Genomic DNA, 24,336 nt, shown 5'->3' with positions numbered 1-24,336 from the left:
CAGATACCTACTCGGGAGTAGCAAGAGTGTGTGAGTCAGGTCACTGTTTACGCTGGGTGGCGTGAACCGATTCCGCATCACTGAGCTGCCGAAAGACCGGGTGCTGGTGGTCGCGCATCTGACCAGCGCTGATGCCCTCGATCGGGTCATTGATGACGGTGCCGATGTCGTTGAGTTCGACGGCCGTCTGGAATTGCCGTCGCTCAGCGAAACGTTGGATGTGGTGACGATCCCCGCGGGGGATGAGGATTTCACTCTCGCGGCTGCCACAGTGGCTGCGATGTCCGGAGCACGCGCAATTCGTGCCTCCGACGTACGGCAGGCGAGGAAGGTCGTGGAGATGGTCGCGAGCGTGACGGGAACTCGTCCGCCCGCCCGAGCGGTGCGGGCGCTCGCCTGATGCTGCCCGCCGTCGAGGCCTGGTTCGCCACGAACACCTGGCAGCAGCCGTCGTGGACGGTTGCCGATCTGGTGGCTTCGAAGCGCGGCCGGACCGTCTCCGTGGTGCTGCCCGCGCTGAACGAGGAAGAGACCGTCGGCGACGTCGTCGGCGTGGTCCGGCCGTTGCTCGGGACGCTGGTCGACGAGCTGGTCGTGATGGACTCCGGTTCGACCGACCGGACGGCCGAGGTGGCTGCCGCCGCCGGGGCGCGGGTGGTGCGGCGCGAGGACGTCGTGCCGTGGCTGGAACCGTTGCCCGGCAAGGGGGAGGTGCTCTGGCGGTCGCTGGCCGCCACCTCCGGTGATCTGATCGTGTTCCTGGACTCCGATCTGGTGGAACCGGAGACCGCGTTCGTCACGGCGCTGCTCGGGCCGCTGCTGGACGTTCCGGACGTGCACCTGGTGAAGGGCTTCTACCGGCGGCCGTTGCGGTTGGAGAGCACCGGTGGCGGGCGGGTCACCGAGCTGGTGGCGCGGCCGTTGCTGAACACCCTGCGGCCGGAGCTCTCCGGTGTGGTGCAACCGCTCGGCGGCGAGTACGCGGCCACCCGGTCCTTTTTGGAGTCCGTGCCGTTCGCGGCCGGGTACGGCGTGGAGATCGGGCTGTTGCTGGACGTGCACCGGATCTACGGGTTGTCCGCGCTGGCCCAGGTGAACCTGGGTGTGCGCAAGCACCGCAACAGGTCGTTGCTGCAGCTCGGGGTGATGTCGTCGCAGATCATGGGGACCGCGTTGGCCCGGTGCGGAGTGCCGCTGGACTCCGGGCCTCTCACGCAGTTCGTTCAGGTCGGCGGGGAGTGGCTACCCGACTCGACCGACGTGCTCGTGGCGGACCGGCCCCCGATGGTGCACGTGGTCGAAGAGCGCTAGCTGCTCTTCCCGGTGCGTCACGACGAGTGCGGTGCCCCGGCAGCTGTCGAGGACCTTCTTCAGGACCCGGTCTGCCTGTTCGGGGTCGAGGCCTTCCGTCGGCTCGTCCATGAGCAGGACTTCCGGGTTCGCCAGCACTGACCTGGTGAGGATCAGGCGCTGGCGCTGACCGCCGGAGATCTCCTCACCGCGTTCGCCGACGACCCGGTCCCAGTCGAGGTCGAGCTCGGCGATCTCGGCCGCGCGGTCCAGTTCCTCCTGCGTGGCATCGGGTTTGGCCAGCAGGACGTTGGTGCGGACCGTCGTGTGGAAGACGTGGGCGTCGGCCAGTGCGCCCTTGCTGGGTTCGAGCTGGCGGGCGATGGCGTTGAGCAACGTGGTCTTGCCGATGCCGCTCGGGCCGACGATCGCGGTCTTGCCTTGCAGTGCCGGGGTTTCGGTGACAACGGCCGGTTCGGGCTCGTCGGTGGGTTCCGGTGTCGGCTTGGTCAGGGCGGCGAGCGGGATGGTGATCTCGAACGTCGCGATGGCGGCCATGATCAGCCACGCGGGCTCGTGCTGCGCGAGCATGAGCAGAGCCGCGCCGAACTGGACGGCGATCGCCAGCGGTGTCAGGTCGCGGGTGCGTTCCTTGCGGGACAACGCCTTCACGGTCTTGGTGGCCTCGGTGAGCTTCTCGTCGAACAGGCCGTAGGCGATCAGCTCCTCCTTGCTGTGGACGAGCTCGGTGGTCTGCTCGGTGAGCTTGGCGCGCGACGGTGTGAGGTCCTCCGGCTTGCGGATGGCGAGCCACGGCAGCAGGGCGAGGTTGATCAGCAGACCGGCGATCAGCGGCAGCGAGAAGCCGGAGAAGACCGCGACGATCGCACCGACCAGCGTCGCGGTGATCCACGGCAGGGTGGCGCGGAGCCTGGTGTCGAGGTGCTGGTCGACGTTGGTGACGATGCGGGTCAACGCCGTGCCGGACGGGATGTGCGTGCGGTTCGCCAGGTCGTCGTAGACCTTGCCGCGGAGCTCGACGGCCTCGCTGAGCACGGCTTTGTGGCTGGTCAGGCGTTCGAGGTAGCGCAGGGCGCCCTTGGCCAGCGCGAGCGTGCGGACCGCGACGACGGCCACGGTCAGCGCCTGCATCGGCGGGTGCTCGGCGGCGCGCATGATCAGCCAGGTCGCCGTGGCGGTGAGGCCGACGCCCGCCAGTTCGGCGAGTGTTCCGACGAGGATCGCGAGCTTCACACCGTCACCACCCTGTCGACCTCGTTCAGCAGCGCCGGCCGGTGCGCCACGATCACGGCCGTGCGACCTCGGGTGAACTCCCTGGTCGCTTCGAGCACGAGGGACTCCGTCTCCGCGTCGAGGTGCGCGGTCGGTTCGTCCAGCAGGAACAACCCGGCCTGCTGCCGGTCCAGCGCCTTGGCCAATGCGACCCGTTGCTGTTCGCCGGACGAGAGGTTCGCGGGCACGAGCGTCGGCCGTTGCGGCACCCACGACAGCGCCTCCAGCCAGGCTTTGCGGTCGATCTCGCGCAAGTCCACGCCACCGATCAGCACGCGGCCCTCGTCCGGCTGCACGAACCCCAGCAGCAGTCCCAGAACCGTGCTCTTGCCCGCGCCGCTCGGCCCGACCAGCGCGATCCGTTCGCCCGGCTCGATCCGCAGCGAGAAGTTCCTGAGGCTGCGCACGCTCACGTCGTCGAACACGATCTCGGCACGCGCCAGGTCCGGTGGGGTCGTCCCGGTGTGTTCGGTGTGCGCCGGAACCTCGGCCAGCACCGCACGGCCCTGCGCGCTCGCGTGGTACTGCGCTCCGGCGGCCCGCAGCGGCAGGAACGTCTCCGGGGCGAGGAAGAGCACGAGCAACGCGGTGTGCAGCGGCAGGCCGCCGTCGAGCAGCCTGAGCCCGACCGGCACCGCGACCAACGCAACGGACATCGTGGCCACCAGCTCCAGCACGAACGCCGACAGGAACGCGACTCTGAGCGCGGCCATCGTCTCGGTCCTGTGCCGCGCGGCGAGTTCGCGGACCGTTGTGGACTGCGCCTCGGCCCGTCCGAACGCCCTGAGCGTGCCGATGCCCTTGACCACGTCCAGGAAGTGCCCGCCGAGCGTGGCCAGCGCTGCCCACTGGCGGGCCGTCCGCTCACGGGTGTGCGCACCGACCAGCGCACCGAAGATCGGGATCAGCGGCAGCGTCAGCAGGATCGTCAGCGCTGCTGTCAGATCGGCGAACGCGAGCCGCGTGACGACTGCCAGCGGCACCACGACGGCCAGCACCTGTTGTGGCAGGTACCCGACGACGTACGGCGTGACGTCGTGCACGCCGCGCGTCACCAGCGTGGCGACCTCGCCGGCTTTGGTTCCCGGCGAGCGCAGGAAAGCCTGTCTCAGCCGTGCGCGAGTCCGTTCGGCACTCCGGTGGGCCCACTCGCGGTGCACCCACCACACGAACACCCGCAGCCCGATGACCAGGCACAGCAACAGATACCCGCCTCCGCCGCTGAGCGCCGAGGCCAGGAGCTCTGCCTGGGCCAGCACCAGGAACGGGACCGGGATCAGCGCGAGGAGATGGCGACGGTCGACCACTGCAACACCACCACCAGCGGGATGATCGGGATCGCGACCCACGCGAGCAGGCTGAGCGTGTCCGGGTGGGCCATGAGACCTGTGACGTCGATCGAGCTGAACGCGAGGGGGATCGGCAGGGCGCAGAGCAGCGCGGTCACCGGGAACAGCGCCCACCGCCGGTGCTGGAACACCCAGCCGTGCGCCGCGAACAGCACCGGCATGACGAGGGCTACTGGCCACGGCGCGTCCACCAGGTGCGCCAGGAACAGGCCCCAGCCGACGGACACCGTCAGCGCGCCGGTGAACACGAGCCACCACCACAGCCGCAGCTGCACCGCCGCCATGAACAGCACCAACCCGGCCAGGATCAGCGTGAACGTGCTGTGCGCGCCGGACAGCAGCTCACCTTCGAGCCGCGGGAACGCCGCGAACAGCACTCCAACCGCGGCGACCAGCCACACCTCGTTGCCCAGGAAGAACGGCGTCATCCGCTGCAACGTCTCGGCGCGCCCGCGGAACGGCAGCAGCAAGCCGGTGCCGTAGTCGAAGCCCGCCAACGCGAAGTACCCGACGGTGAGCACACCGAGCACGACCAGCCAGAGCGTTTCCATCAGAGAGTCACCACCAACGGCGAGACGGGGGCGGGCGCGACGTCCGGACCGCGGCGGACCGCACGTGCGATCAACGCCCAGTCGACACAGGCCAGCACCACGAACAGGGACGTGAACACGATGAGCGACAACAGGATCTGCGAGGCGTCCACGTGGGACACCGCGTCCTCGGTCCGCAACAGCCCGTAGATCAGCCAGGGCTGCCGCCCGATCTCGCGGAACAGCCAGCCGAAGATCGCGGCCGCGAACGGCAGCGGAATGCCGATCACCATGAGGTACAACGGGAAGCGCATCCTGATCACGGCGTCCTTGATCAGCAGCGGCAGCGTCAGCCAGCTGACCATCGTCAGCATCATCCCGATCAGGATCATGAACCCGAGCGGCGCGCCGATCCACGAGGCCGCCTCCGACTTGCCCGGCTGGTACTGCGCGATGACCGGGAACTGCGCGAAGCCCGCCCCGATCAGCGGCGGCGTGGCCAGCGCGGTGGTGACCACACCCATCCGCAGCGACCGCCGGAAGAAGTCGACCTCGGGCGTGCGCCTGATGAAGTGGTACGCCGACACCCCGGTCAGGAACACGCCGCCGACCGTGATCGACGCGAACACCACGTGCATCAGCGCCGAGGTGAACGTCGGGTTGCTCAGCAGCGCGGAGAAGTCCTCCAGCCGCAACACGTTCCCGTCGACCCGGTAGCCGACGGGGTGCTGCAGGAACCCGTTCGCCGCCATGATCCAGAACGCCGACGCGAAGGCCGTGAGCGCGGTCAGGTAGAGCAACGCGAGGTGCACCCAGCGGTTGAGCCTGCCCCAGCCGAAGATCCACAGCCCGAGGAACGTGGACTCCAGGAAGAACGCGATCAGCGTCTCCAGTGCGAGCGGTGCCCCGAACACGTCGCCGGCGTAGGTGGCGAGGCCCGACCAGTTCAGCCCGAACTGGAACTCCATGACGATGCCGGTGACGATCCCCAGCGCGTAGTTGATCACGTAGATGCGGCCCCAGAACCGCGTCATCCGCTCGTGCACGGGTGCGCCGGTGAGCGTGAACCGCGTCTGCATGATCACGAGCAGGGTGACCAGGCCCAGCGTGAGCAGCACGAACAGGAAGTGGAACGACGTCGTCAACGCGAACTGGAGTCGGGCGAGGTCTACTGCACTCATAAGTAGGCACGCTATATGTAGGGCAGCTACTTATGAACGCTCCTGCGCCGATCTCAGGGAGAACTCAGGGACGCCCCTGACGGGCCTGCTGCTGGCGCGCCCGCAAGTACCGCCAACTCCGGGCTGGTAGTACTTGCAGGCGCCCGAACCGCCTACAGAGCAACAGATTCCGCTGCCCGGACGCCAGCGCGAACGTCCGAAATCAGGGACATCTCAGGGGTCGCCAGAGGCCCCGCATCAGTAGAGTCACTACTCATGAAGCCCGACGCCCTACGCGGCCATCTCGACGCGTTGTTGCTGGCGACGCTCGACGGCAGGCAGCTGCACGGTTACGCGATCATCGAGGCGTTGCAGCAGGGCAGCGGAGGTGCGCTGGACCTTCCGACGGGCACCGTCTACCCGGCGCTGCGCAGGCTGGAGCGGGCAGGCCACGTCACCAGCGACTGGAGCACGGTCGGCGGCCGCAAACGCCGCACGTACCGGCTCACGCAGGCGGGCCAGCGGGCGCTGCAGGCCGAGCGCAGCGCGTGGCGCGAGTTCACGACGGTCATCGACGGGGTGCTGGGAGGGGGCGGCAAGTGGGCACAGACGTGATCGACAGCTACGTGACCGATCTCGGGTCACGGTTGCAGGGTTCGCGCAAGCAGGTCCGCGACCTGCTCACCGAGACGCGCGACAGCCTCGAGGACGCCACCGAGGCGCACCTCGGCCGCGGCCTGACCGAGCAGGAAGCGAAGAAGCGCGCGGTCGAGGAGTTCGGGCCGGTCCGCGAGATCGCGAACGAGTACCAGGCCGAGCTCGCGGTCGCGTACGGCACGCGCACGCTCGTCTGGCTCGCGATCGTGCTGCCGTTGATGCACATGGCGTGGGAGTACGGCCGGATGTTGCTCGTCGGCCCGTGGCAGGACCTCGGCACCCCGACGCCGTCCTGGTACCTCGTCATCGCCAAGGCCAACGACATGACCAGCGGTGCCGCGTCGGGCGTGGCGCTGGTGGCTCTCGTCCTCGGCCGGATCCTCGCGCGCAAGTACGACACGAAACTGCTGGCCAAGCTCGCCGCGTCCATCGCGATCCTGGCTGTGGGCGTGGTGCTGCTGGGCAATGTCGCGATCATCGCGGCCACCGCGCACGTCGACGCGTCGCGGCTGATGCAGTCGCTGCCGATGAGCATCGCCAGCCTGATCACGTGGACCGTGATCATTCGGCTCGGTCTGCTCGCTCGCCGCTGCCTGAGCTGTGCCACGATCGTCGCGTGACCAACGCCCTTCTCTACCTGATCGTGATGGTGGCCGTCGCGGCAGTGGTGTTCCTGCTCGCGGCGTTGGTGTTCGGGCGCGGCGAGGAGCTCGCGCCGCTGCCGCCCGGAGCTTCGCCGACGCGGCTGCCGTCGGACGACATCACCGCGGAGGACGTCCGCGAGCTGAAGTTCCAGCAGGTGTTCCGCGGCTACAAGATGAACGAGGTCGACTGGGTGCTGCAGCGGCTCGCGACCGAGGTCGAGACGCTCCGGGCACGTGTCGAGGAACTGGAGAGCAGTGACCGAGCTTGAGCTGACCGCCGAGGTCGCGGCACCGCCCGACACGATCTTCCGCGCGATGACCGACTGGGAACGTCAGTCGGAGTGGGTGTTCGGGACCCGCGTGTCCGTCGTGGCGGGCGATGGCAGGTCGGTCGGCAGCGAGATCGACGCGGTGACGTTCGGCGTGTCGGACCGCATGCGCATCACGCGGTGGGACCCTCCGCACGCCGTCGAGGTCGAGCATCTGGGTCGCGTGGTGCGGGGGACGGGCGTGTTCGCCGTGCGCGGCAGCCGTTTCGTGTGGACGGAACGCCTCGACGTGCCGTTCTTCTTCCCGGTGGTGAAGCCGCTCTTCGTGCTGATGCTGCGCCGGTCGCTGCGGCGGTTCGCCCGTTTCGCCGAGGAGTACCGGTGACCGCTCCCGAGATCTCACGCTGTCCGTGGGGTGATTCCACCCCGGACTACATCGACTACCACGACACCGAGTGGGGCGTTGAGCTGCACGGCACCAACGAGCTGTACGAGCGGATGTCGTTGGAGGCGTTCCAGTCCGGGCTGTCGTGGATCACGATCCTGCGCAAGCGGCCCGCGTTCCGCGCCGCGTTCGGCAACTTCGACCCGGCGCTGGTCGCGGAGTTCGGGCCGGCCGACGTGGAAAGGCTGATGGCCGACGCGGGCATCGTCCGGAACCGGATGAAGATCGACGCCGCGATCCACAACGCCCGCGTGATCGTTGAGCAGGACGTCGACCTGGACGCTCTGCTGTGGTCGTTCGCGCCTTCCGACCACGTGCGTCCTGCGACCATTGCGGACGTTCCCGCCATCACCGACGAGTCCAAGGCGATGGCCAAGGAACTGAAGCGCCGCGGCTTCAAGTTCCTCGGCCCCACCACTTGCTACGCGCTCATGCAGGCCACCGGGATGGTGGACGACCACATCGCCACGTGTTTCCGCGCTACGGCGATCACGTCACCGTGAAGCCGTCCAGCTCCTCGACTGCGCGGTCCAAAGAGTCCACGACACCGTTGCGCACCATCTCGGCGAACACCGGGTCGTCCGTCAGGCCGCGGATGCCCTCGGCCTGCGCGATGATCCTCGCGCGCACGACGTCCAGGAAGTCCTCTGCCTGCCCGGACCAGCCGTAGGCGGTCAGGAAGCGGCGGAGCCTGCGGGGGCGTACAGCGAAGTCGGTGAACCCCTCGGCCTCGACGACGTGCCGGGCGTGCAGCGGCACCCAGCTGAAGGCGGCGAAGGCGAGGTCGGACTCGGCGGTGACCGGCCCGGCGAAGTCCCAGTCGAAGAATCCGGTCAGCCGCCCGTCCCGCCAGGCCGCGTTGTACGGCGCCGCGTCGTTGTGGCCGACCAGGAGCCCCGGTTCCCACCTGCCTCCACCCCGCCAGACGGCGCCGGATGAGGGCGCGAAGTCGGCCACGGCACGGTGGTGGGCACGCAGCCACCCGCCGACCTGGTCGAGAGTCTCGTCGGCGTGCACCCACCGCGGCCACGGTCTGCGGTTGCCGATCGTCTCCCCGTCGAGAGAGGTCAGGATCTCCCGGCCTCGCTCGTCGATCCCCACGGCGCGCGGCGCCCCGCTGAACCCCTTGTCCCTCAAGTGGTCGAGCAGTTCGTGGACAGCGGGTGTCCAGGGTGCCGCCGGCTTGCGGACGGTGTCGCCGACCCGCACCGCTCCGCCGGCGTTGCCACCGTCGAGTCGCTCCTCCACTAGCGCCCGCTGAACTTCGGCGCCCTCTTGTTCACGAACGCGTCGACCGCCTCGCGGTGGTCCTCGGTTGCGCCGCAGTCGGCCTGGGTGCGGCGCTCGGCTTCGAGAGCGTCCTCCAGCGTGCCGTCCGCCGCCGCGGCAAGCGCTTCCTTGATCTTCGCGTAGGCCGTCGTCGGGCCCTGGGCGAGCTTCGCCGCGAGAGCGTGCGCCGTCGGCAGCAGCTCCTCGTCCGGCACGACCTGGTTGACCATGCCGATCCGCAACGCCTCCTCGGCGCCGACCGGCTGCGCGAGCATCATCATCTCCATCGCGCGGCCGTGGCCGATCAGCCGCGGCAGCGTCCACGAGGCACCGGAGTCCGCGGTCAGGCCGACGTTCGCGAACGCCATCAGGAACTTCGCCGACGCGCCGGCGATGCGCAGATCAGCCGCGTAGGCGAAGGACGCGCCCGCGCCGGCCGCGCTGCCGTTGACCGCGGCGATCACCGGCTTCGGCATGCCGATCAGCTCGCGCACGATGGGGTTGTAGTGCTTCTCCACGGTGTGCAGCGGCGCCGGGTCACCCGCCTGCAGCAACCCGATGTGCTCCTTGAGGTCCTGACCCGCGCAGAACGCCCTGCCCGCACCCGTGATCACCACCGCGCGCACCGAGGCGTCGGCCGACGTCTCCCGCAGCGCGTCGAGGAACGACTCCTTCAGCGCGATGGTGAAGGCGTTGAACGACTCGGGGCGGTTGAACGTGAACGTGCGCACACCATCGGCGTCGTCGACGAGGAGCTCGGACACTGAACCTCCATCAAGCAGTGGAAACGTTGCGAACCGGCCGCAGGCACTCGTCGACGAAACGACTCGTGCCCGGTGCCAGCCGCAGTGTCTGTTCGTCGAAGAACGACGCTGCCGCGTGCCCCGGCCAGTCCGGTGGCAACAGTTCAGCAGGAAGACCGGGATCGCGGAACAGGAACTTGCGCCACGCGTGCAGCAGCTGCTGTGACGCCGCGAACGCCGCCGCGTCGTCGGTTTCGTCCACAACGGACACCTGCGGCTGCCAGTGCGCGACGAAGGCGGCGTAGTCGCGGCCGAGTTCGGCCAGGTCCCAGGCCTTCGCCGCGAGCTCGGCGTCCCCGCCGTCGTGTGAACCGTGAAAAGTTCGTGCGAGAACTCCCTCGGCGGCGAGCACGTCGGCCAGTTCCGGCGACGGGCGGGGCGCGATCCACGTCACAGGGCCGAGCGCGCCGTAGCCGAGCAGCTGCAGCTCCGAAGCCAGGTGGTCCCGCGAGTCGCGGCCGGGCATCTCCTCCAGCACCACGACGTGCCAGCGACCGTCCCACGTGGACGGCCCGGTGCGGTAGATGCGGGCGGCGGCCTCGTCGAGCCTTCGTTCCCCGCGAGGTGTCATCGCGTAGCCAGGCCCGTCGGGCAGCCGCACGGGATGCAGCCAGCCCTGCCTGACCGTCCGGGAAACAGCCGTGCGCACGGCCGGCGCGGCGAATCCCAGGGGCTCGAGCAGCCGGACGAGGGCGGCGATGGTGGCGGCACCACCTCGTTCGCGCAGGTGGCCGCCGTAGACGTCGAAGAGCGCGGAACGGGCTCGCACCCGGCCCAGTCTGTCACGACACGACCGGCCGTGCCGAAAGTGTTGCGTTGTCGTGAAAAGGGGTACTGATCAGGGTGAAAGCAAGATCAACAAATGTCACCCGAACTCGCCAAAAGATCGGTTCGGTTTCGCCCCTGAGTCGCGATAGGGGAGAATGGAGCAGATCCGGCCTGGCCGGACGGGGAAGATGTTGACGGAGGGAGCACGCGATGGCGGCCATGAAGCCCCGGACCGGCGACGGTCCCCTCGAGGTCACCAAGGAGGGACGCGGCATCGTCATGCGCGTGCCGCTCGAGGGTGGTGGGCGCCTCGTCGTCGAAATGTCGGCGGACGAGGCCAGCGCCTTGGGCGACGCGCTGAAGGCCGCCGCCGGCTGAGGCCTCCCGGCGAGAAGCACCAGAAACACCGAGCCCCGGTTTCCGCTGTGAGTTCCACAGTGGAGGCCGGGGCATCGCTTCGTTCCGGCGGTGCTGTGACAGCCCGCGCCCGACGCTCTGCAGGGCACCTCGACGCACCCGTCTGAACGTCGAAATACGGGGCGAAAGCAGACGGCCACAGCACCTGGGGGAAACTTGGCGGTCACAAATTCATGGGGAGAGGGTCAGTCGTGGGGTCGACGGTTCCGTCAGTGCCAACCAAGCTCGTGGACGTCGAGGTGGCCACCACCTCGCGCCGCAACGTCCCTGCGGTCGTGCTCGCGGCCACGGGTCCGGCGCTGGGGCCGGGTGGCGACGGCATCGACGTGTCCGATCTCACCGGCAAGGCCGGTGAGACGGTGCGCCACGGCGAGTCGTGGACGCTCGGTGTCGGCACGGGCACGCTCAGCGACTACCGCGTGGCGGGTGCGGCGCTGGTTCGCGCGCTGAGCGGCGAGGACGCCCCCAGGACCACCGACGTGCTGCTGACCCCGGACTTCGACGCCGAGAAGGTGCGTGCGTTCGTGCTGGGCGCCGCGCTCGGCGGCTACCGCTTCAAGGTCACCGGCGAGGTCGCCCCGAAGCGCGTCGGTTCGCTGCGGCTCGTCACCGGCGACACCGGCTTCGAAGAGGTGCTGACCTCGGCCGCGCTGAAGGCCCACGCGCTGGCCACGGCCACCTCGCTCGCCCGAGATCTCGCGAACGCGCCGTCCAACGTCAAGGACCCGCGCTGGCTCGCGACCACCGCCGCCAAGCTCGCCGAGAAGGTCGACGGGCTGTCCGCCGTCGTGCGCGACGAGAAGTGGCTGCGGCAGCAGGGCTTCGGCGGCGTGCTCGCGGTCGGTGGCGGTTCCTCCCGTCCGCCGCGGTTCCTGGAGCTGACCTACGACGGCGGCGGCAGCAACGCTCCGCACCTGGTGTTCGTCGGCAAGGGCATCACGTTCGACACCGGCGGCATCTCGGTGAAGCCCGCCGACGGCATGCACCTGATGCGCACCGACATGGCCGGCGGCGGCGCGGTGATCTCCGCGCTGATGGCCGTGGCCCGCAGGCAGCTGCCGATCAAGGTCACCGGGCTCGTGCCGTGTGCGGAGAACCACGTGAGCGGCTCGTCGTACCGGCCGGGCGACGTCGTGCGGCACTACGGCGGCGCGACCACCGAGGTGCAGAACACCGACGCCGAGGGCCGCATGGTGCTGGCCGACGCGATGGCGTACGCGGTGAAGAACCTCAAGCCGGACCTGCTCGTGGACGTGGCGACGCTGACCGGCGCGATGAAGGTGTCGCTCGGCCTGCGCACGGGTGCCGTGTTCACCGCGGACGACTCGCTGGCCGTGGACGTGATCGACGCGGGTGAGCGGGCCGGGGAGAAGTGGTGGCGGATGCCGCTGCTGGAAGAGCACGTCGAGGCCGTCAACAGCGAGATCGCGGACTACAAGCAGTGCCCGCCCGGCCCCGGTGGCATCACGGCGGCGCTGTTCCTGCAGAAGTTCGCGGGTGACGTGCCGTGGGCGCACCTCGACATCGCGGGCCCCGCCCGTTCGGAGAAGGTCTACGACGAGGTCGTCGCGGGCGCCACGGGCTTCAGCGCGCGCACGCTCGTCGAGCTGGCCGACAGGTTCGCGCGGCACTGAGTTACCGACGATCAGACCATATGAGACGCGGCAGTTCCGGGGCATGATGTGGTCTCCCTCACGCCCCCTGGAGCTACTCGTGATCCTTCGACTCGTCCTCGCCGCGACGCTGTTCGTCGCCGCCTTAGCCCCTGCCTCGGCGAGCAGCCCCTGGTGGGAGCCGGTGGCGAGGCCCGCGCAGGACTCGCAGATCAACGTGACCGGGGAGCCGTTCAAGGGCACTGACGACCAGGGCCGGGTGCGCGGGTTCGTCGACGCGCACAACCACCTGATGACCAACGAGGCGTTCGGCGGTCGGCTGATCTGCGGCAAGCCGTTCTCCGAGCAGGGGGCGGCCGACGCGTTGAAGGACTGCCCCGAGCACCACCCCGCGGGGCTCGGCGCGATCTTCGAGGCGCTGGTGACGTCGGACTTCGACGGGCACGACCCGGTGGGCTGGCCGACGTTCAGGGACTGGCCGTCCTACAAGACCGTCTCGCACCAGCAGAACTACTACGCCTGGCTGGAACGGGCGTGGCGCGGCGGGCAGCGCGTGCTGGTCACCGACCTGACCAGCAACGCCGAGCTGTGCGTGATCTACCCGTTCAAGGACCGCTCGTGCGACGAGATGACGTCGGTGCGGCTGCAGGCCCAGCGCACGTACGAGCTCCAGGCCTTCGTCGACAAGCAGTTCGGCGGGCCCGGCAAGGGCTGGTTCCGCATCGTCACCTCGCCGGAGCAGGCCAGGGACGTGATCGAACAGGGCAAGCTCGCCGTCGTGCTCGGCATCGAGACCTCTGAGCTCTTCGGCTGCCGGCAGGTGCTCGACCTCCCGCTGTGCAGCAAGGCCGCCATCGACCGCGGGCTGGACGAGGTCCACGCGCTCGGTGTCCGCAGCATCTTCCTGTGCCACAAGTACGACAACGCGTTGTGCGGCGTGCGGTTCGACTCCGGTGTGCAGGGCGGCGTGATCAACGCGGCGCAGTTCCTCCGCACGGGCACGTGGTGGAAGACCGAGAAGTGCGCGGGCCCGCAGCAGGACAACCCGATCGGCGTCGCCCCGGCGAACGCGCTGATCCCGGCCAGCGCCGTCGCACCGGCGTACGACCCGGCGAAGCGGTGCAACGTGCGCGGGCTGACGTCGCTCGGCGAGTACGCCGTGCAGGGCATGATGAAGCGGCACATGATGATCGAGATCGACCACATGAGCGTGAAGGCCGCGTCTCGCACGCTGGACCTGGCGACGCGGGCCCGCTACCCCGGCATCCTGTCGAGCCACAGCTGGATGGACGCGCAGTGGACCGAGAAGGTCTACCAGCTCGGCGGTTTCGTCGCGTCGTACGAGTTCGACGCCGAAGGGTTCGTCTCGCAGGCCGCCTCCACCGCGGCGCTGCGCCAGAAGTACGGCGTGGGTCTCGGGTTCGGCACCGACTACAACGGCGTGGGCTCGCACCCGTCGCCGCGCACCGGCGTCACCTACCCGTTCCGGAGCTTCCCGGACGGGCCTCTCGTCGACCGGCAGCGCACCGGTGAGCGCGTGTGGGACATCAACACCGACGGTGGCGCGCACGTCGGGCTCGTGCCGGACTGGGTCGAGCAGGTGCGCAGGCTCGGTGGTGACCAGCTCGTGCAGGAGCTGCTCGGCGGGGCCGAGTCGTACCTGCGGACGTGGTCAGGGACTCAGCGCTGGACCTCGTGAGCCGCTGAGGGCGTGGTCGCGGAAAGCGCGTACCGCGGGCGGCAACGGGCGGTCCTTCAGCCAGGCCAGCCCGAAGACGCGGCCCGCCCGCGGGGTCAGCGGCAGTTCCCGCAGCCCGGCAGGCGGCGTGGTCTCGGCGTGCGTGAGGAGCGCGACGCCGAGACCCGCCGCGACCAGGCCCCTGACCGTCTCGATCTCCTGGCTCTCGAACGCGATCCTGGGCGTGAAGCCGGCCTTCGCGAACATGTCGTCGGTGATCTGCCTGAGGCCGTAGCCGTGCTCCAGCACGATGAGCTCCTCGTCCGCCAGGTCCTTGAGCCGCACGGCCTTCCTGGTGGCGAGGCGGTGCGTGGACGGCACGACGACGATCAGTTCCTGCTCGAACAGGACCTCGGAGGAGAACTCGGGGCCGTCGGGCGGCGGGGCGACCAGCGCGAGGTCGATCTCGCCCTGCAGCAGCTTCTCCACCACCGTGTAGCGGGCGTTCTGGACCAGGCCGAACCGGACGTGCGGGTGCTCCGCGCGGAACCCGCGGACCAGCTCCGGCACCACGGACCGGCCGAGCATGTGCAGGAAGCCCAGCACCACCCGGCCCTTCTCCGGGTCGAGCTCCTCCTCCACCGCGCGCAGGCCGGGTTCGAGCGCCGCGAGTGATCTCGTCGCGGCCTCCGCCAGCAGACGCCCTGCGCGGGTGAGCCGGACGCGCCGCCCGGTTCTGACGACGATCGGCGCGCCGAGCTGGTCGCCGAGCTCCGCGAGCCAGCGGCTGACCGTCGGCTGGGGGAGTCCGACGCGTTCTGCGGCACGGGTCACGTGCTCGTCGGCGGCAAGCGCTTTCAGCACTGCCAGCTTCGGGGCCAGATCCAATTCGTCCACGTATTGATTTTGCCGCATTTCCGTATTGGACGTATGGCTTAGCGTCGAAGGCGTGAACAGGTTGACCGCGTCCATCGCCGCATCGGGGCTCGCATGCTTCGCATTGCTGTACGCGCCGCAACCGGTGCTGCCGCAAATCGCCGCCGAGTACGGCCTCGGACCGGGTGGCGCGTCGCTCGCGATGTCCGCGGCGACGCTGGCGCTGGCCGTGGTGGTCGTGCCGGTGGCGATGCTGTCGGAACGGGTGGGGCGCCGGCGGGTGATCGTGGTCAGCGTCCTGCTGGCGGGTGTGCTGGGCGTGGTGCTGCCGTTCGCGCCGGACTACGACGTCTTCCTCGTGCTGCGGGTGCTGCAGGGCATCGCGGCGGCCGGTGTGCCCGCGGCGTCGATGGCGTACCTCGCTGACGAGCTCGACAAGGGCAGGCTCGGCGCCGCGATGGGCGCCATGATCGCCGGCAACAGCGTGGGCGGCATGGTCGGCCGCCTGCTCTCGGGCACGACCGCGGACTGGCTGGGCTGGCGCGGATCCATCCTGCTCAGCGGTGTCGTAGGGCTCGCGGCCGCGCTGGTCGTCGTCTTCTTCCTGCCTCGTGCCCGGGTAGCGCCGAAGCGGGCGCCACGCGGCATGAAGGCGGCGCTGAAGGACCCGGTGCTGCTCTCGCTGTACGTGGTCTCCGTGCTGATGGTCGGCGCGTTCATCTCGTTCTACAACGTCGCGGGCTTCCAGCTGACCGGCCCGTCGTGGCTGGAGTCGCTGGTCTTCCTCTTCTACGCGTTCGGCAGCACGTCGGCGGCGTTCGCGGGCAGGCTGGCCGACCGGCTCGGACGCGGACGCGTGCTGCTCATGACCATCGGGGTGGTGGCGGTGGGCACGGTCGCGAGCCTGCTGTGGGTGCCGCTCGGGCTGGCCGTCGTCACCGCCGGCTTCTTCGCCTCGCACGCCATCGCGAGCAGCTGGGTCGGCGCGCGGGCTCCCGCCCACGCCCGCGGCCACGCGTCCGGGCTGTACCTGTGCGGGTTCTACGTCGGCAGCAGCGTCGGGGGCACGTCCGGCAGCACCGCGTACGGCGAGTGGGGCTGGGGCGGGCTCGTGCTGGTGATCGTCGGCTGGCTGGCGCTCGCCGCGATGCTGGTGGTGTGTTCACAATCCTCGCCAGTCAGTTTCGCGCCCAGTGGGGCACCTCCTGGACACGAAATGGACCGACGAGGGTTCGTGAACACACCACCAGTTCAGAACTCCAGGGCGAGGGTGATGCGCGAGTCGACGGGTGAGACCGCGGTCTTGCCCACGCGCGGCAGCACCGGTTCGCCCGTCTCCACGCCGACCGAGACCGAGCGGGTGTCGGCGGGCACCTCGACCACGATTGCGAACGGCAGCGGGCCGCCGTCGTAGCGGGCGCCGACCTGTGGCGCGGTGGAACCGTCCTGGAGCTTGACGGTGATCAGGTCCTTGGTCATGCTGCCGCCCGCGGTGTCGGGCAGGTTGCCGGTGGCCTCGAGCCGCACCTCCAGCAACGCCTTGTCCTGCGCGGAGATCGTGGCCACGTCGTACTGGCTCTCGCCGAGCTTGATCGGGCGCTGCCGGCCGAGCCGGACACCGGTGACCTTCATGCCGAGCTCGCGGTCGCCGAAGCGGATCTTCTGCGTCGCCTCGTGGAACTGGCCGGGGGCGGCGGCGCGCTGCAGCACGTGCGGAGGGTTGTCGGTGCGTCTGCCGGACGGGAGCTCGACGCGCTGCTCCAGAGACTTGGCGCCGAGCGAGCCGAGGGCGAGCGTCTCGGTGCCCTGCTGCGGGTCGGGGACCGTGTAGACCACGAACACCGAGCCGTTGGCGGGGAGGCGGTCGGCGGGCAGCGGCTGGCGCTTGCCCGGCAGCTCCAGCGCGAGCTCGGACGGCTGCGGGGCGAAACCCTGCCAGTTGGTGCGGTGGAAGCCGCTGTCCGTCTCGTAGGGCTTCTCGACCTTCATCCTGAGCACGCGCAGCCGCGAGCCGGGCTCGGCGCGCAGGGTGCCTTCCGCCGTGTACCAGATGTCCGGGTTCGCCCACCCGTTGATCGCGGTGGCGAGCAGGTCGTCGCGCAGCTTGATGTCAACGTTGCCAAGGCCGAGGTCCGGGTTGGAGCGCTTGCCGTCGTCGGGCAGCACGGCGAGGAAGTCGCGGCCGGCGGTGAGGTCCTGCTGCTTCTTCGGGTCGAACTCCTTGCCGTCGGTGCGGACGAGCTTCCCGTCCGGCGTGCTGCGGTGGCCCTTCTCCGGCACCTGCGGCGACTGCACCTCGTAGCGGACCTCGTCACCGTTCTTGGTGACTTTCTTCAACGGCACGGGCACCCAGTCGGTGGACGCACCGGTGCCCGGCACCTGGACCGGTCCGCACCACAGTCGTTTGTCCACCTCGGACTCGAGGCCGGTCCTGGCGAACCAGCAGCTGACCGCCGCCGCGCCAGCCCGGGCCACGTAGCCGTACTCCAGCGTGTACGCCAGCTGGGCCTCGGCCTGTGCCTGCAGGTCGGAGGCGTCGGCGAGCTTCATGCCGTCGACGGTGAGCTGCACGGCCGTCGGTTGTGGCTTGGCGGCTGTGGCGCATCCAGTCACTGCGAGGAGGACCGTCAGACCCAGCACCGCACACCGCACAGTCTCGCGCCCCTCACCATTTGAAACCATCAGGTCACTACTGGTTAAAGGCGGCGTTCACACTTTGGGGTTGCCCCAGTCGGGTGTGGCTCAAATCACACTGCGGTAGACCTCCACGGTCTGCTCAGCCATGGCGGACCACGAGAACTCCTGCTCAGCGCGCTTGCGTCCGGCCGCACCGAAACGCCGTGCGCGCCCGGGATCGGCGAGGAGTTCGTTGATCGACTCGGCGAGTTGAAGTCGATATGTCGACAAATCGCGGTCGTCGTAGTGGACCAGGAGCCCCGTTTCGCCGTGCGCGACGACCTCCGGGATGCCGCCGACGTCACTCGCGACGACGGCTGTGCCGCACGCCATCGCCTCCAGGTTCACGATGCCGAGCGGCTCGTAGACCGACGGGCACACGAAGACGGTCGCGTGGCTGAGGATCTGCCGCACCTCGGCCGGCTGCAGCATCTGCTGGATCCAGAAGACGCCTTCCCTCGTCGCCGCGAGCTCCGTCACGGCCCGTTTCGTCTCCTCGGCGATCTCCGGGGTGTCCGGCGCTCCCGCGCACAGCACGATCTGCGCGGCGGGGTCGATGTGGTGCGCGGCGGCGACGAGGTGGCCGACACCTTTCTGCCGGGTGATCCGTCCCACGAACGCCACGACCGGTTTTTCGGGATCGATGCCGCGCGAGGTGAGCGCGTCCGTCTCGGTCACCGGGCGGTAGGCCGCGGAATCAATCCCGTTGCGGACCACGTGCACCTTGGCCGGATCCAGCGCGGGGTAGGCGTCGAGCACGTCCGCGCGCATGCCGTCGCTCACGGCGATGATCGCGTCCGCGTGTTCGTACGCGGTCCGCTCCGCCCACGACGAGATCCGGTACCCGCCGCCGAGCTGCTCGGCCTTCCACGGCCGGCGCGGCTCCAGCGAGTGCGCCGTCACCACGTGCGGGATGCCGTGCAGGAGTTTGGCCAGGTGACCGCCCATGTTGGCGTACCAGGTGTGCGAATGCACGAGGTTCGCCGTGGACACCGCCGAGGCCATCTCAAGATCGACCGCGAGGGTCGTGAGGGCCGCGTTCGCCTGCTCCAGGCTGTGCGGGGGATTGTGAGCGGTCGCGTCCGATCTCGGTGCACCGAAGCAGTGCACGTCGACGTCGACCAGTTCGCGAAGATGGGGCACGAGGAATCCCACGTGCACACCAGCGCCACCGTAGACCTCAGGCGGGTACTCCCGCGTCATGAGCGCAACTCGCACGCCCCCACCGTAGATCACTGCGGTACTTGTTGGGACGAACCAGTTTGCGTCTGGTTGAAGCGCGATCGCACAGATAGGGTCACATACCGTGAAGGGGCAGCCGCACGTTCTCGGAATTGTGCTTGCCGGTGGTGAAGGCAAGCGCCTGTGGCCACTGACGGCCGACCGCGCGAAACCGGCTGTGCCCTTCGGGGGCAACTACCGGCTGGTCGACTTCGTGCTGTCGAACCTGGTCAACGCGGGGCTCGCGAAGCTCTGCGTGCTGACGCAGTACAAGTCGCACTCGCTGGACCGCCACATCTCGACGACGTGGCGCCTGTCCAATGTGCTCGGTCAGTACGTGACGCCTGTGCCGGCCCAGCAACGCCTGGGTCCCCGCTGGTACACGGGCTCCGCCGACGCGATCTTCCAGTCGCTGAACCTCGTCCACGACGAGAAGCCCGACCACGTGGTGATCTTCGGTGCCGACCACGTGTACCGGATGGACCCCGGTCAGATGATCTCGCAGCACGTCGAGTCCGGCGCGGCGGTGACCGTCGCCGGCATCCGGGTGCCGCGGACCGAGGCCAAGGCGTTCGGCTGCATCGACACGGATGCCTCCGGCAAGATCACGCGGTTCCTGGAGAAGCCGTCCGAGCCACCGCACGTGCCTGACGATCCCGATGTGACTTTCGCTTCGATGGGCAACTACGTCTTCACCACCGAAGCGCTGCTGGACGCGCTGCGCGGGGATGCGTTGAATCCCGACTCGGACCACGACATGGGTGGCGACATCATCCCGATGCTCGTGGATCGCGGGAAAGCACACGTTTACGACTTCCAGGACAACGAGGTGCCCGGCGCCACGGACCGGGATCGCGGGTACTGGCGCGATGTCGGGACGATCGACGCCTACTACGACGCACACATGGATCTGGTCTCGGTCAATCCGATTTTCAACCTGTACAACCAGCTCTGGCCGATCCGGACCGCGACGCCGCCGCTTCCGCCGGCCAAGTTCATCGCCGGCGGGTCCGCTGAGGACTCGATGGTCGGGCCCGGTTCGATCATCTCCGGGAAGATCCACGGGTCGGTGATCTCCTCGGACGTCACTGTCGAGGTGGGATCGGTCGTGCAGGGGTCGGTGCTGCTGCCCGGTGTGCGGATCGGGAAGGGCGCTGTTGTCCGGCGGGCGATCCTGGACAAGAACGTCGTGGTGCCGGACGGGGCGTTGATCGGCGTGGACGCGCCGATGGACCGTGAGCGCTACACCGTTTCAGCGGGCGGCGTCACGGTCCTCGGCAAGGGCGTCCGGGCGTACTAGTGGCGCATCCCGGAACGTCGGCGAGGTAATTCACGCTCAGCAGGGCGCCTCGCGGCACCGCCCCGTCTGACCGCGAATTCCCCCGGCAACCTTCCGGGCCACACCACTAACAGCCCGTCAGCTTGATGTCGTCCTGACCCTCGAACCGGCGACCGTCGACCGTGCGGCCCATCAGGGTCGCCGTCGTCATGCCACAGGTCAGGCCGGTCTTCGCGGTGTCGAACTGGCACACCAGATCGGCGCGGCCGTCGTCGTCGACGTCCTCACCCGGCGATCCACACCGGACGAAGCCCTGCTCGAGACCGGTCGCCCCGAAGGTGAGGCTGGTCCGGTCGACCTCCGCCACGGCGTCGAACTCCGCGGTGGAAAGGATCGCGACCGGGATCAGGCCCTCCTTCTTGACGTTGATCGAACTCGGGAAGCTGCGCGGCTTCACGTCCGCCGGCACCCAGCGGATCGAACGGACGTCGTTGGCTCGGTTCGTGTCCTCGGGGTGCGGCTCGCCGGCCAACCGAATTGCTCATGGACGGCGGGCGGCGACCAGAAGACCGTCACCCAGCGGAAGGATCACCGGCACCAGCCGGTCGTCCTCCTTCACCAGGCGCGCGATGTCCCGCATCGCCTGGGTCGACTCGTCCCGCTTGCTGGGGTCGACGACGGCGCCGTGCCACAGCACGTTGTCGAACGCGATGACGCCACCGGGCCGCAGCATGCGGACGCCGTGTTCGAGGTACTGCGGGTACTCCGGCTTGTAGGCGTCGACGAACACGAGGTCGTAGGCCGCGTCGGTCAGGCGGGGGAGGACGTCCAGCGCCTTGCCCATGATCAGGCGGGTGCGCGAGGGCGAGATGCCCGCGGCCGTGTAGGCCTCGCGGGCGGCGCGCTGGTGTTCGGGAGCCACGTCGATCGAGGTCAGGATGCCCGACTGGGGCATGCCCGCGAGCAGGTAGAGGCCGCTGGTGCCCGCGCCCGTCCCGATCTCGACGACGGCTTTCGCCTGGAGGGCGGTCGCGAGGAACCGCAGGGCGGCGCCTCCGCCGGCGCCGATGGGCACACAGCCCAGTTCCTGGCCGCGTGCTCGAGCTGCCAGGTGCACGTCGTCCTCGGGGAGGTACTGCTCGACGTACTCCCGCAGGGCCGATTCCGTGGTCACGGGGTAGCAGGTTAGTGCCCCGCGTGGCCAAAACGGGTGAACACGGCCCGAACCGAGATTCTCAGGGTGCTCTCAGCCAGCTCTCACGATCGTTTTAAGGGAGCAGGAGAAGGTAAGGCAGCAAGAAGCCAGGCTCTAGACGGGAACAAGCCGGACCCGTCGTCCGTTGAGCCGCATAAGGGTCGCCGGGCGGCCCACATGGAGGTGCCGAAACACCTGATGCGCACGCAGTCGAGTTCGCCGGAGGCCGTCGCGCCCATCGAGACGGCCGACTGGACGCCGCCCTCGTGGGACGCCATCGTCCGCGAGCACGCGGACAGGGTCTACCGGCTCGCATACCGCCTTACCGGCAACCAGCACGACGCCGAGGATCTGACGCAGGAGACCTTCATCCGCGTCTTCCGGTCGCTCGCGTCGTACAAGCCGGGCACCTTCGAGGGGTGGCTGCACCGCATCACCACCAACCTCTTCCTCGACATGGCTCGCCGCCGCAGCCGCGTTCGCATGGAGGCGCTGCCCGAGGACAACGACCGCCTTGAGGGTGACGACCTGTCCCCTGAAGAGATCTACGACGAGAACCATCTCGACCCCGACCTGCAGGCCGCGCTGGACGAGCTCCCGCCGGAGTTCCGCGCCGCGGTGGTCCTGTGTGACGTGGAAGGACTCTCCTACGAGGAGATCGGTGCCACGCTCGGGGTGAAGATGGGTACCGTGAGGAGCAGGATCCATCGGGGCCGCCAGGCTCTGAAGGTCGCGCTCGAACGCCGTCGTCAGGAATCGTTGCTGGAGGACTCTGCATGACCGACCTCCGTGGTTGGGGCCTGCCTGAGCAGCACCTGTTGCCGGATGCCGTGGTCGCGTTCGTGGACGGAGAGCTGTCCTCGGTCGCACATGAGCGAGCCTCAGCGCACATCCAGCGCTGCGGCTTCTGCGCTTTCGAGACCTACACGCAGCAGCAGGCGCGCGCAGCCGTGCGCACCGCCAGCGCCCCCACGGCGTCGGCGTCGCTGCTCGACAGGCTCGGTGCCATCCCGCAGGAGGTCGACCTGCCGTCCGCTCCGGACGGGCTCGCGATCACCGAGGACGGTCAGTTCGTCGCCGTGCAACGCACCGACAAGCCCGCGTTCGGCGCGGGTCCGGTGCTGGGCTCGTCCCGGCCCCTGGGCAGCAACGGCTGGTTCAGCGGCCGCAGAGCCCGCCAGGGTGCCGGTGTCGTCGTGAGCGGCATGCTGCTCGGCGCGCTCGCGTTCACCACGCCGGAGAGCGACCCGCCCGCCGCGCCTTCCTTCGTGCCGCAGAACGCCGGCGCGGTCTTCGCGACCACCCCCTGACAGTCATTTCACTGTTCGTGGGGCACGCTGTAGTTCAGCACTCCTAGCGGAAAACTCGGGGAGAGATGAGCCAGCAGTCGCCCAACGGCCAGACGCCCACACCCGTTTCCGGAGTGGACGACGGAGCGCATCGCAGGCTCCGGCCACGGCCCCTGGTGCAGCCGCCGGTCGACCCCGCGTACGCCACCGCGTTCGGCCGCCCGGAAGGTGTCTCCGGCGCGTTCGCCACGCGCGACGTGCCCGTCCCCTCCGTTCAGTCGGCGCCGCCGCCTCCCGAGTCCCTCGCGACCGCGTTCGGCCGCCAGGGTTCGTCCGAGCTGCTGCAGCGCCCGCCGCAGCCGGTGAGCGAGCCGGATCCGGACATCGACCCCGTCTTCTGGGGTGACAAGCCCGCCGGTGACCCGTGGCGCGATCCCGCGTCCGGCGCCGTGATCGGCCCGCCCGCCGTGGGCGAGGACCCACCGGGCGAACCCGAGCGCAAGCAGGAGCCCGGTCCGCAGCTGAGCATTCCCGAGCTGCTGTTCGGCCGTCGCGTGAAGCCGACGGCCCTCACGGCGCTGGTGCTGGTGGCACTGCTCGTCGGTGCCGCCGGTGGCCTCGTCGGGTGGCTGATCGGCCGCGCCGGCAACCCGCTGACCGACTCGACGGTCACGCTGGCCGAGGTGACCGAGGGCAAGGAACGCCCAGCCGGTTCGATCTCCGACATCGCCAAGCGCGTCACGCCGAGCGTCGTGTCGATCGAGTTCAAGGGCGCCAACGTGGCGGGCGTCGGTTCCGGCGTCGTCATCGAGTCGGGCGGCTACATCCTCACCAACGACCACGTCGTCGCCCCGGCGGCCCAGGACTCGTCGGCAAAGCTCAGCGCCGTCTTCACCGACGGCACGCGCGCCCAGGCCCGCGTCGTCGGCCGCGACCCCAAGACCGACCTCGCCGTGATCAAGGTCGAGGTCACGAACCCGACGGTCCTGCAGTTCGGCAACTCCGACGAGCTCCAGGTCGGCGACAGCGTGATCGCCATCGGCTCGCCGCTGCAGCTGTCCAACACCGTCACCGAGGGCATCGTCTCCGCGCTGCACCGGCCCGTGACGGCGGCGGGCGAGAACGGCGGCCCGCAGGTCACCTACGACGCGATCCAGACGGACGCGGCCATCAACCCCGGCAACTCGGGTGGCGCGCTGGTCGACTCGCGCGGTGCCCTGGTCGGCATCAACTCCTCGATCCGCACCGAGACCGGCGGTTCCGTCGGCCTGGGCTTCGCGATCTCCGGCAACCAGGCCCGCAAGATCAGCCAGGAGCTGATCCGCAGCGGGCAGGTCAAGCACGCGGACATGAACGTCAACGTCAAGTCCGTGTCCGCCGAGACCTCCGAGGGCGCACAGGTGCAGAACGTTCCCGCCGGAGGAGCCGCGGCCGCCGCGGGCATCCAGGAGGGCGACGTGATCACCAAGGTGGGCAACCGCATGGTCCGCAACGCTGCCGAGCTGGTGGTGGCCGTCCGCGAGCACGAGATCGGCCAGACGGTCCAGGTCACGCTCGCCCGTCAGGGTCGTGAACTCAAACTCGACGTGACACTCAAGAGCGACTGAGAAGTAGG

General features: G+C 69.3%; 26 protein-coding genes. 15 read left to right on the top strand and 11 right to left on the bottom strand.

The window, feature by feature from the left end:
* The first annotated feature begins 61 nt into the window (after positions 1-61).
* Positions 62-400: a hypothetical protein gene (locus C8D87_RS26520; protein ID WP_146231414.1), complete on the top strand. Its 339-nt coding sequence runs from the start codon at positions 62-64 to the stop codon at positions 398-400.
* Positions 400-1,311 carry a glucosyl-3-phosphoglycerate synthase gene (locus tag C8D87_RS26515; protein WP_109632400.1) on the top strand — a complete coding sequence of 304 codons (912 nt, stop codon included), beginning with the start codon at positions 400-402 and terminating at the stop codon, positions 1,309-1,311. Before C8D87_RS26520 ends, C8D87_RS26515 begins: the two co-directional genes overlap by 1 nt.
* Here C8D87_RS26515 and C8D87_RS26510 read toward each other — a convergent pair.
* The 4 genes from C8D87_RS26510 to C8D87_RS26495 are packed head-to-tail and all read right to left on the bottom strand — an operon-like array spanning position 1,243 to position 5,643.
* Complete coding sequence (locus C8D87_RS26510) at positions 1,243-2,544, bottom strand: amino acid ABC transporter ATP-binding/permease protein (protein WP_112228792.1); 1,302 nt, start codon at positions 2,542-2,544, stop codon at positions 1,243-1,245. The two genes, C8D87_RS26515 and C8D87_RS26510, sit on opposite strands and share 69 nt — an antisense overlap.
* Complete coding sequence (locus C8D87_RS26505) at positions 2,541-3,890, bottom strand: ABC transporter ATP-binding protein/permease (protein WP_109632405.1); 1,350 nt, start codon at positions 3,888-3,890, stop codon at positions 2,541-2,543. Before C8D87_RS26505 ends, C8D87_RS26510 begins: the two co-directional genes overlap by 4 nt.
* A complete protein-coding gene (locus C8D87_RS26500) occupies positions 3,860-4,483 on the bottom strand; it encodes a cytochrome d ubiquinol oxidase subunit II (RefSeq protein ID WP_112228791.1) in 624 nt (207 codons plus the stop codon). The genes C8D87_RS26505 and C8D87_RS26500 overlap by 31 nt, the downstream gene beginning before the upstream one ends.
* Entirely contained in the window at positions 4,483-5,643 is a 1,161-nt protein-coding gene (locus C8D87_RS26495) for a cytochrome ubiquinol oxidase subunit I (RefSeq protein WP_109632409.1), read from the bottom strand. Before C8D87_RS26495 ends, C8D87_RS26500 begins: the two co-directional genes overlap by 1 nt.
* Positions 5,644-5,898: 255 nt before the next feature.
* On the opposite strand from C8D87_RS26495, the gene C8D87_RS26490 reads away from it, so the two are divergent.
* From C8D87_RS26490 to C8D87_RS26470, 5 genes are read left to right on the top strand one after another with little or no spacing between them, the layout of a single operon-like run.
* The gene (locus tag C8D87_RS26490) at positions 5,899-6,237 is read left to right on the top strand and encodes a PadR family transcriptional regulator (protein WP_109632411.1); all 339 of its coding nucleotides are present in this window, start codon (positions 5,899-5,901) and stop codon (positions 6,235-6,237) included.
* Positions 6,222-6,899: a permease prefix domain 1-containing protein gene (locus C8D87_RS26485; RefSeq protein ID WP_109632413.1), complete on the top strand. Its 678-nt coding sequence runs from the start codon at positions 6,222-6,224 to the stop codon at positions 6,897-6,899. The genes C8D87_RS26490 and C8D87_RS26485 overlap by 16 nt, the downstream gene beginning before the upstream one ends.
* Complete coding sequence (locus C8D87_RS26480; RefSeq protein ID WP_109632416.1) at positions 6,896-7,192, top strand: DivIVA domain-containing protein; 297 nt, start codon at positions 6,896-6,898, stop codon at positions 7,190-7,192. The genes C8D87_RS26485 and C8D87_RS26480 overlap by 4 nt, the downstream gene beginning before the upstream one ends.
* Positions 7,179-7,577, top strand: a complete 399-nt coding sequence (locus C8D87_RS26475) for an SRPBCC family protein (protein WP_109632418.1) — start codon at positions 7,179-7,181, stop codon at positions 7,575-7,577. Before C8D87_RS26480 ends, C8D87_RS26475 begins: the two co-directional genes overlap by 14 nt.
* Positions 7,574-8,140, top strand: a complete 567-nt coding sequence (locus tag C8D87_RS26470) for a DNA-3-methyladenine glycosylase I (protein ID WP_233439210.1) — start codon at positions 7,574-7,576, stop codon at positions 8,138-8,140. Before C8D87_RS26475 ends, C8D87_RS26470 begins: the two co-directional genes overlap by 4 nt.
* Here the strand turns inward: C8D87_RS26470 and C8D87_RS26465 are convergent.
* The 3 genes from C8D87_RS26465 to C8D87_RS26455 are packed head-to-tail and all read right to left on the bottom strand — an operon-like array spanning position 8,127 to position 10,478.
* A complete protein-coding gene (locus C8D87_RS26465) occupies positions 8,127-8,885 on the bottom strand; it encodes a phosphotransferase (RefSeq protein ID WP_215732498.1) in 759 nt (252 codons plus the stop codon). The genes C8D87_RS26470 and C8D87_RS26465 overlap by 14 nt on opposite strands.
* Positions 8,885-9,670 (bottom strand): enoyl-CoA hydratase-related protein, encoded by a 786-nt coding sequence (locus C8D87_RS26460; protein WP_112228790.1) that lies wholly within the window; start codon positions 9,668-9,670, stop codon positions 8,885-8,887. The genes C8D87_RS26465 and C8D87_RS26460 overlap by 1 nt, the downstream gene beginning before the upstream one ends.
* Positions 9,671-9,680: 10 nt before the next feature.
* Positions 9,681-10,478 carry a PaaX family transcriptional regulator gene (locus C8D87_RS26455; protein ID WP_109632422.1) on the bottom strand — a complete coding sequence of 266 codons (798 nt, stop codon included), beginning with the start codon at positions 10,476-10,478 and terminating at the stop codon, positions 9,681-9,683.
* Between the two features lie 209 nt (positions 10,479-10,687).
* Between C8D87_RS26455 and C8D87_RS26450 the strand changes: the two genes are divergently transcribed.
* The 3 genes from C8D87_RS26450 (at position 10,688) to C8D87_RS26440 (ending at position 14,206) form a co-directional block, all read left to right on the top strand.
* Positions 10,688-10,855, top strand: a complete 168-nt coding sequence (locus tag C8D87_RS26450) for a DUF3117 domain-containing protein (protein WP_065914675.1) — start codon at positions 10,688-10,690, stop codon at positions 10,853-10,855.
* 251 nt (positions 10,856-11,106) lie between these two features.
* Positions 11,107-12,528, top strand: a complete 1,422-nt coding sequence (locus C8D87_RS26445) for a leucyl aminopeptidase family protein (protein WP_411711464.1) — start codon at positions 11,107-11,109, stop codon at positions 12,526-12,528.
* A 79-nt stretch (positions 12,529-12,607) separates the two neighbouring features.
* Positions 12,608-14,206 carry an amidohydrolase family protein gene (locus C8D87_RS26440; protein ID WP_215732497.1) on the top strand — a complete coding sequence of 533 codons (1,599 nt, stop codon included), beginning with the start codon at positions 12,608-12,610 and terminating at the stop codon, positions 14,204-14,206.
* Here C8D87_RS26440 and C8D87_RS26435 read toward each other — a convergent pair.
* The gene (locus C8D87_RS26435; protein ID WP_233439211.1) at positions 14,180-15,082 is read right to left on the bottom strand and encodes a LysR family transcriptional regulator; all 903 of its coding nucleotides are present in this window, start codon (positions 15,080-15,082) and stop codon (positions 14,180-14,182) included. The genes C8D87_RS26440 and C8D87_RS26435 overlap by 27 nt on opposite strands.
* A gap of 52 nt (positions 15,083-15,134) precedes the next feature.
* Between C8D87_RS26435 and C8D87_RS26430 the strand changes: the two genes are divergently transcribed.
* Entirely contained in the window at positions 15,135-16,475 is a 1,341-nt protein-coding gene (locus C8D87_RS26430) for an MFS transporter (protein WP_233439212.1), read from the top strand.
* Positions 16,476-17,803: 1,328 nt separating this feature from the next.
* On the opposite strand, the gene glgA is transcribed toward C8D87_RS26430, so the two are convergent.
* A complete protein-coding gene (gene glgA, locus C8D87_RS26425; RefSeq protein WP_109633242.1) occupies positions 17,804-18,955 on the bottom strand; it encodes a glycogen synthase in 1,152 nt (383 codons plus the stop codon).
* Positions 18,956-19,043: 88 nt separating this feature from the next.
* Between glgA and glgC the strand changes: the two genes are divergently transcribed.
* Positions 19,044-20,258, top strand: coding sequence for a glucose-1-phosphate adenylyltransferase (gene glgC, locus C8D87_RS26420; RefSeq protein WP_109632435.1), 1,215 nt, complete (start codon positions 19,044-19,046; stop codon positions 20,256-20,258).
* Between the two features lie 106 nt (positions 20,259-20,364).
* Here glgC and C8D87_RS26415 read toward each other — a convergent pair whose 3' ends face one another.
* Both C8D87_RS26415 and C8D87_RS26410 read right to left on the bottom strand, forming a co-directional pair.
* Complete coding sequence (locus C8D87_RS26415) at positions 20,365-20,769, bottom strand: hypothetical protein (RefSeq protein ID WP_112228787.1); 405 nt, start codon at positions 20,767-20,769, stop codon at positions 20,365-20,367.
* A 9-nt stretch (positions 20,770-20,778) separates the two neighbouring features.
* Positions 20,779-21,411, bottom strand: coding sequence for an O-methyltransferase (locus tag C8D87_RS26410; RefSeq protein WP_109632439.1), 633 nt, complete (start codon positions 21,409-21,411; stop codon positions 20,779-20,781).
* Between the two features lie 198 nt (positions 21,412-21,609).
* Between C8D87_RS26410 and sigE the strand changes: the two genes are divergently transcribed.
* The 3 genes from sigE to C8D87_RS26395 all read left to right on the top strand — a co-directional run bounded on the left by sigE (position 21,610) and on the right by C8D87_RS26395 (position 24,328).
* Complete coding sequence (gene sigE, locus C8D87_RS26405) at positions 21,610-22,212, top strand: RNA polymerase sigma factor SigE (RefSeq protein ID WP_030472993.1); 603 nt, start codon at positions 21,610-21,612, stop codon at positions 22,210-22,212.
* Positions 22,209-22,742: an anti-sigma factor gene (locus tag C8D87_RS26400; RefSeq protein ID WP_233439213.1), complete on the top strand. Its 534-nt coding sequence runs from the start codon at positions 22,209-22,211 to the stop codon at positions 22,740-22,742. The genes sigE and C8D87_RS26400 overlap by 4 nt, the downstream gene beginning before the upstream one ends.
* Positions 22,743-22,807: 65 nt before the next feature.
* A complete protein-coding gene (locus C8D87_RS26395) occupies positions 22,808-24,328 on the top strand; it encodes a S1C family serine protease (protein WP_109632441.1) in 1,521 nt (506 codons plus the stop codon).
* Positions 24,329-24,336 lie beyond the last annotated feature (8 nt).

It is taken from the genome of Lentzea atacamensis (assembly GCF_003269295.1).
Taxonomy (GTDB): domain Bacteria; phylum Actinomycetota; class Actinomycetes; order Mycobacteriales; family Pseudonocardiaceae; genus Lentzea; species Lentzea atacamensis.
This window is presented reverse-complemented; position numbering and strand designations above follow the sequence as displayed.